The sequence below is a fragment of the Hyphomonas sp. UBA4494 genome (assembly GCF_002388935.1).
Lineage (GTDB): Bacteria > Pseudomonadota > Alphaproteobacteria > Caulobacterales > Hyphomonadaceae > Hyphomonas.
In genome coordinates this window covers 145836-152320 of the sequence record NZ_DGNK01000030.1, presented here as the reverse complement: position 1 = coordinate 152320, position 6485 = coordinate 145836, and the positions used below count along the sequence as shown (strand labels likewise).

6 protein-coding genes and 1 pseudogene are annotated in these 6485 nt (G+C 62.1%); 4 read left to right on the top strand and 3 right to left on the bottom strand.

The genetic code is table 11. From position 1 onward, the window contains the following. Positions 1 to 1654: pseudogene (lepA, locus tag B2P82_RS11610) on the top strand (translation elongation factor 4); the annotation flags it as partial. Here lepA and B2P82_RS11605 read toward each other — a convergent pair. Then, entirely contained in the window at positions 1651 to 2079 is a 429-nt protein-coding gene (locus B2P82_RS11605; RefSeq protein WP_290497118.1) for a helix-turn-helix domain-containing protein, read from the bottom strand. The pseudogene lepA and the gene B2P82_RS11605 sit on opposite strands and share 4 nt — an antisense overlap. Before the next feature lie 38 nt (positions 2080 to 2117). Between B2P82_RS11605 and B2P82_RS11600 the strand changes: the two genes are divergently transcribed. Both B2P82_RS11600 and B2P82_RS11595 read left to right on the top strand, forming a co-directional pair. Next, the gene (locus B2P82_RS11600) at positions 2118 to 2996 is read left to right on the top strand and encodes a class I SAM-dependent methyltransferase (protein ID WP_290497117.1); all 879 of its coding nucleotides are present in this window, start codon (positions 2118 to 2120) and stop codon (positions 2994 to 2996) included. A gap of 53 nt (positions 2997 to 3049) precedes the next feature. Beyond that, positions 3050 to 3856, top strand: a complete 807-nt coding sequence (locus B2P82_RS11595) for an enoyl-CoA hydratase/isomerase family protein (RefSeq protein ID WP_290497116.1) — start codon at positions 3050 to 3052, stop codon at positions 3854 to 3856. A gap of 12 nt (positions 3857 to 3868) precedes the next feature. Here the strand turns inward: B2P82_RS11595 and B2P82_RS11590 are convergent, their stop codons facing one another. Both B2P82_RS11590 and B2P82_RS11585 read right to left on the bottom strand, forming a co-directional pair. Then, positions 3869 to 4270: a globin gene (locus B2P82_RS11590; protein ID WP_290497115.1), complete on the bottom strand. Its 402-nt coding sequence runs from the start codon at positions 4268 to 4270 to the stop codon at positions 3869 to 3871. A 19-nt stretch (positions 4271 to 4289) separates the two neighbouring features. Further along, on the bottom strand, positions 4290 to 5147 hold the full coding sequence (locus B2P82_RS11585) for a hypothetical protein (RefSeq protein ID WP_290497114.1): 858 nt from the start codon (positions 5145 to 5147) through the stop codon (positions 4290 to 4292). 76 nt (positions 5148 to 5223) lie between these two features. Between B2P82_RS11585 and tsaD the strand changes: the two genes are divergently transcribed. Further along, positions 5224 to 6333 carry a tRNA (adenosine(37)-N6)-threonylcarbamoyltransferase complex transferase subunit TsaD gene (gene tsaD, locus B2P82_RS11580; protein WP_290497113.1) on the top strand — a complete coding sequence of 370 codons (1110 nt, stop codon included), beginning with the start codon at positions 5224 to 5226 and terminating at the stop codon, positions 6331 to 6333. Positions 6334 to 6485 lie beyond the last annotated feature (152 nt).

The following is a 6485-nucleotide window of genomic DNA, read 5'->3' as shown; positions in this document are numbered from 1 at the left end:
GGCATCACCATCAAGGCCCAGACCGTACGCCTGACCTATGAGGCACAGGATGGCGAGACCTATGTCCTGAACCTGATGGACACGCCGGGCCATGTTGACTTTGCCTATGAAGTCAGCCGCTGCCTCGCCGCCTGTGAAGGCTCGCTACTGGTCGTGGACGCCTCCCAGGGCGTCGAGGCGCAGACGCTGGCAAACGTCTATCAGGCCATCGACCAGAACCATGAGATCGTGCCGGTTCTGAACAAGGTCGATCTGCCAGCTGCTGACGTCGAGCGCGTGAAGGCCCAGATCGAGGACGTGATCGGACTTGATGCCTCCGACGCCATCGAGACGTCGGCCAAGACCGGTCTCGGCATTTCTGAAACGCTGGAAGCCATTGTCCAGCGCCTGCCTGCGCCAAAGACCGGCGAAGTCGACGCGCCGCTGAAGGCTGCGCTGGTGGACGCCTACTACGACCCCTATCTCGGCGTGGTCGTCATCGTGCGCATTCATGATGGCGTGCTGAAGAAGAAGCAGAAGATCAAGATGATGCGCACCGGCGGCGTCTATGAAATTGACAAGGTCGGCACGTTCAATCCAAAACTCACCGACGTTGAGGCGCTTGGGCCGGGCGAAGTCGGCTACTTCGTGGCTTCGATCAAGGAAGTCGGCGAAACGGCCGTGGGTGATACGATCACGGAAGACAAGCGACCCTGTGACAAGGCCCTGCCCGGCTATAAGGAAGTCCAGCCGGTCGTGTTCTGCGGCCTGTTTCCGATGGATGCGGGCGACTTTGACGATTTGCGCGCGGCGATGGGCAAGCTGCGCCTGAATGATGCAAGCTTTACGTGGGAGATGGAAACCTCTGCCGCGCTCGGCATGGGCTTCCGCTGCGGCTTTCTCGGCCTGCTGCATCTCGAAATCATTCAGGAACGCCTCAGCCGCGAGTTCGACCTCGACCTGATCGCGACCGCGCCGAGCGTTGTCTATGAAATGACGATGACGGACGGATCGGAAATCGAACTCCACAATCCGGCAGACATGCCCGATGTCGTGCGCGTTGCCGAAATCCGCGAGCCGTGGATCAATGCGACGATCTATACGCCGGACGAATATCTTGGCGGCATCCTGAAGCTATGCCAGGATCGGCGCGGTATCCAGACCGAACTGTCCTATGTTGGCGGACGGGCGATGGTGAAATACGAACTGCCGCTCAACGAGGTCGTGTTCGATTTCTATGACCGCCTGAAATCGATCAGCCGCGGCTATGCGAGCTTTGACTATGAGATTGTCGGCCACCGTGCCGAAAATCTCGTCAAACTGCAGATCCTGGTCAATGACGAGCCGGTCGATGCGCTCGCCATGCTGGTGCACCGCGACCGCGCCGAAAGCCGGGGTCGCCAGATGTGCGAGCGTCTGAAAGACCTTATCCCTCGCCAGATGTTCAAGATTCCGATTCAGGCAGCCATTGGCGGCAAGGTGATCGCGCGCGAAACCCTCAGTGCCATGAGGAAAGACGTGACCGCGAAATGCTATGGCGGCGATGCCAGCCGGAAACGGAAACTGCTCGACAAGCAGGCCGCCGGTAAAAAGCGCATGCGCCAGTTCGGCANNCGGCAAGGTCGAGATTCCGCAGGAAGCGTTTGTGGCAGCCCTACGCATGGATGGGGATTAGCCTTTTCGGTTTGCCAGCCCAACCGGATTGCCCTTCGCTGAGATTCTCCCCGTCATGGCGGCGCGGAGGATGCGGCGGAAGCTGGGGCATTCCATATGGCTTGGCGCGCGGCAGTTGGCGGCGTGGCGCAGGCCATCGCGCATGATCGTCATCTGACGGATCTTCTCGTCCAGTTCGTCCGCCTTTGACATGAGCGCCGCACGCTCGATGCGGGGCCCCTCTTCCGACATCATGGCGGCGATCTCGTCCAGCGTGAAACCTGCGGCGCGGCCGAGCGAGATCAGGCCGAGCCGTTCCAGAACGTCTTCATCAAACAGGCGCCGGAGGCCGCGTCGCCCCGTCGAGCGGATCAGGCCGCGCTCTTCATAATAGCGCAGGGTGGAGGCCGGGATCCCGGATTGTTTGGCAACGTCGGAAATTTCCATGATAGGCTCTTGACCTCAAGTCGACTTGAGGTGGCAGGATGCCTCCGCAAGATCGCAATGACAAGGAGCGCGGTACGATGAGCATGGCAAACAAGGATCAGGAAGAGATGTGGAATGGCGCGGGCGGAAAGGCCTGGGTGCACGCGCAGACGCTGCTGGATACGGCCTTCCAATCCTTCGCGGACATCCTCGTCGAGACGGTGACGACGGCCAACGCAAATTCTATCCTTGATATCGGCTGTGGCACCGGTGCGACAACGCTCGCCATGGCGAAGGCGCTGGGGCCGGAAGCTGAATGCCTCGGCCTTGATATTTCGGAGACCATGATTTCCCATGCTCGCAAGCGCGCCGCCGAGTCCGGATCACACGCGGAGTTCCTGGTCGCCGATGCGCAGACGCACGATTTCCCGTCGAGCACATTCGACGTGATCACGTCCCGGTTCGGGGTGATGTTCTTCGAGGATCCGGTCGCCGCCTTCCGCAATCTGAACCGCGCCGCGCAGCCGGGCACACAGCTGCTTATGTTCAGCTGGCGTGACCCGGCGGAGAACCCGTTCATGACGGCGGCTGAGGCTGGCGCCCGCCCCCTGCTGCCCGGTCTGCCCGAGCGGGAGCCGAATACCCGTGGCCAGTTTGGCTTCGCAGACGCCGCGCGCGTGGAGCGCATCCTGTCCGAGTCCGGATGGCAGGACGTGGTGAGTGAGAAACTGGACGTGGAATGCCGCTTTCCCCTCTCGGCCATGGACCTGTATGTCTCGCTGATGGGCCCCGTCGGCTATGCCATCGCCCAAGGCGTGGATGAGGCGACCCGGAAGAAAGTCATAGACGTGGTGCGCGCCGCCTTCATGGAGTTTGCTGATGGCGACGAAATTGTCTTCACGGCAGCCTGCTGGAAAACTGCCGCGAGGGCAGCCTAGGCCGACCTGCCCCTCCACGCTACGCTCGCCTCAAAACAAGAGGGAGACACGCCATGTCGGACACAGAAACCAAGACTGCCGAAATTCTCTATGAGGTCGCAGACCATGTCGCGACCATCACGCTGAACGCGCCGGAGCGGTTGAACACGATTTCCGGCCCGATGCTGGATGAATTGTGCAAGGCCTTGCTGAAGGCAGATGCTGATACGGATGTGCGTTGCGTCATCCTGACCGGGGCGGGCCGGGCCTTCTGCGCGGGTTTGAACCTGGAAAGTGCCACCAAGGGCGAAGGCATCGGATCCGGCGCTGTGGCCAGCGCCACGCTGGATCTGCGGAACACGCCGCCGACCGTATTGTTCAACATGGATACGCCGACCGTCTGCGCCATCAATGGCGGCGCGGCAGGCTATGGCATGGACACGGCGCTCGGCTGTGACATCCGCATCATGTCGGACAAGGCCAAGATGGCGGCAGCCTTCACCAAGCGCGGCATCCTGCCCGAATCCGGCGGCACCTGGTTCCTGCCGCGCATGCTCGGCTGGGAGAAGGCCTGCGAACTGATCTTCACCGGCCGCACCCTGACCGCAGAGGAATGCCTCGCCGAGCAATTGTGCGCAAAAGTGGTGCCGCATGACACGCTGATGGACGAAGCACGCGCCTTGGCCGCCGAGATCGCCGCGAACGCGCCACTGGCCGTACAGGCCTCAAAACGCCTGATGCGGATGGGCCTGTCGGAGCCTTTCACCGAACATGTCCACCACGTCTTCCTGCAATTGCTGCCGCTGCTGAAAACGGAAGACGCGCGTGAAGGCATGATGGCGTTTCTTGAGAAGCGCCCGGCGGAATTCAAGGGGCGTTAGCCCCGGCCAGTGTCAGGCTGGCGTGAACCCCATTCGCGCAATCTCGGCCAGCATCTCCGCCCATGCGGTTTCCATGGCGGGCGTCCACTCCCCTGCCAGCGCTTCCCGGCAAGTGTCGCGGATGGCTGTGAACATGTCATCCAGTTGGGATTCCTGTACACCATACCCCTGGTGCGACAGGCGGGCAGACTGAAGCTCAAAGCGCGGCAAGGGACTGTCCTCGGTAAGACCGATGATGCAGTCGAAGCAGGTTGTCAGCATGGAACCGCGCACGCCACCATCCGTGTCCATCGCGAACAGGTCTTCAAATTCGGGATGCTGCGCGAAGAGGCGCCGATAGATCAATGGCGCGGGATCAGCGCAAATCTCTCCGAAGCGTTCAAGCGAAAGCATGATGGGTTCAGATACAGCCATTCCATATCCTACTGTCGGCTCAGCCCCCGCGCAATCGCAGGACGAGGCGACGCGTGGCGCGCTGGCTCATCTTGCGGTGTCGGGCAATCCGCTTTGCAAGATTCTGGCGTTCCTCGCGGGTGCGACCAAGATCATAGAGCTGCGCAGCAAAGCCGAGCGCAGCCTGCTGGTCGCTGTTCGGGCGGCGGGCGGCGCCCTCCTCCTCCGCCCAGCGGCCCGGATGAAAGCTGGCGGTTACTTTGGGCTGATCATTGCCGAGATAATGGAGGAAGGCTGCAGGCGCGGACACATTTCGAATGATCGTATCCGGAATGAAATGCAGCCAGTCCTGATGCTGTTGCCAGCGCCAGGTGTTGGGGGAATTCTTTGTGCGCACGCGCAGCCCGATGATGCGTAGGCGGCGCTGAACAGCGGTCCAGTCTTGTCCTTCCCGCTCGGCCTGCAGTTTCATGAGGCGGATCAGGCCCTCCATCGTTCGGCCGGAGGCAACAAAGTCGACCAGGGCAATGGGGCGCGAACCGGTGGCGATCGCCTTGGGGCCGAGACCTTCGGCGGTGAGATACTCGAACAGACCCTGTAATGCCGGTTCCGGCAATTGATCGACCGCGCTGGCATTGCGCAGCGAGTACTGGATGAGGTGAAGCCGCGGCGTGTCGCGCAGCCCTTCGAAACAGCCGGACAGATAATCATACAGGTTTTCGGGCGTCCTCCCGATAAAGGCGAGGTCCGACCGGTTCGCATGCGCCAGAATGCGGGCAGCCGTGGATCGCAGGGATTCAAGGAACATGTCGTTCAATGAGCGCGTCTCGGTCGCGCCCGTAATCAGGCCGCCCAATTGCTCGCGCTGTGCGATGTTCCATCGAAACGGTTTCGCCAAACTTCTACCTCCCGGTCTTTTCCTTCGACTATAGGGCCTGCGGGCTGCGCTTTCCAAATCCGTTCTGGGGTCCTACATGCAGCGGATGAGCAAGACGCTGACAGTTCTGGGCATCGAGACAAGCTGTGACGAGACGGCCGCGGCTGTGCTGCGCCTGACCGATGGCCGGGCAGAGCTGGTCTCGGACGTGATCCGCACGCAACTGGAAGAACACGCGCCCTATCTGGGTGTGGTACCGGAAATCGCTGCGCGCGCACACGCCGAACTGGCTGATTTGACCGTGAAAGCCGCGATGCATGAAGCAGGCATTTCCTATTCAGCGCTAGACGGGATCGCCGCCACGTCCGGTCCCGGCCTGATCGGCGGCGTGCTGGTGGGCATGATGACCGGCAAGGCCATCGCGCAGGCGGCCGGAAAGCCCTTCATCGCGGTCAACCATCTGGAAGGGCACGCGCTCAGCCCTCGGCTCGGCAATGATTGCCCGTTCCCCTATTTGCTGCTGCTTGTTTCGGGCGGGCATTGCCAGTTCCTGGAAGTGCGCGGCCTCGGAAATTATCGCCGGCTCGGCTCGACGATTGATGATGCGGTGGGCGAAGCCTTCGACAAGACAGCCAAGACGCTGGGGCTCGGCTTTCCCGGCGGGCCTGCGGTCGAGCGCCTCGCAGAGGGGGGCGATCCAGAGGCTTTTGCCCTGCCCCGCCCGCTGCTGAACAGGCCGGGTCTCGATATGAGCTTTGCAGGGCTGAAGACGGCTGTTGCGCGCGCCGCGGCCGAAGACGAGATGAATGAGAGTCGGATGAAGGATCTCTGCGCGAGTTTCCAGACGGCGGTGACCGACATTCTCGCCACAAAGGCCGCGCTGGCGCTTGAGGCGTTTGATCCGGGTGAGGATGGCACGAAGCGGTTCGTCGTGGCGGGCGGCGTCGCGGCCAACAAGGCCATCCGTGCCGCACTGGACGACGTGGCCAAAGGCGCAGGTGCGCGCCTGATTGCGCCGCCGCTGAGACATTGTACGGATAATGCCGCCATGATCGCTCTGGCCGGAGCGGAAAGACTGGCGGCGGGCCTCGTCAAAGGCGAGGCCGGGGACCTTGGCACCGGGGCGAGACCCCGCTGGCCGCTCGATGAAGCGGCGGCGCAATCAGCGCCCGTCTATGGAACGGGCCGCCGGGGCGCCAAGGCCTGATCAGGCCGCATTCTAAACCGCGAATTCAGCAAGCGAATAGGTCGCCGCAAGGATGGCGATGGCCATAGGAAGCGCCGCAAGCAAGGCGGCCAGGGACTGGCGAGCTTCGGTCTTGGACAATGTCATTGATTTGGTCTTTCAGCATTTACCGA

What these genes read in the sequence shown, in the direction of transcription:
- B2P82_RS11605 (WP_290497118.1), bottom strand. Translation starts at nt 2,079, where the DNA reads ATGGAAATTTCCGACGTTGCCAAACAATCCGGGATCCCGGCCTCCACC.
- B2P82_RS11600 (WP_290497117.1), top strand. Translation starts at nt 2,118, where the DNA reads ATGCCTCCGCAAGATCGCAATGACAAGGAGCGCGGTACGATGAGCATG.
- B2P82_RS11595 (WP_290497116.1), top strand. Translation starts at nt 3,050, where the DNA reads ATGTCGGACACAGAAACCAAGACTGCCGAAATTCTCTATGAGGTCGCA.
- B2P82_RS11590 (WP_290497115.1), bottom strand. Translation starts at nt 4,270, where the DNA reads ATGGCTGTATCTGAACCCATCATGCTTTCGCTTGAACGCTTCGGAGAG.
- tsaD (WP_290497113.1), top strand. Translation starts at nt 5,224, where the DNA reads ATGCAGCGGATGAGCAAGACGCTGACAGTTCTGGGCATCGAGACAAGC.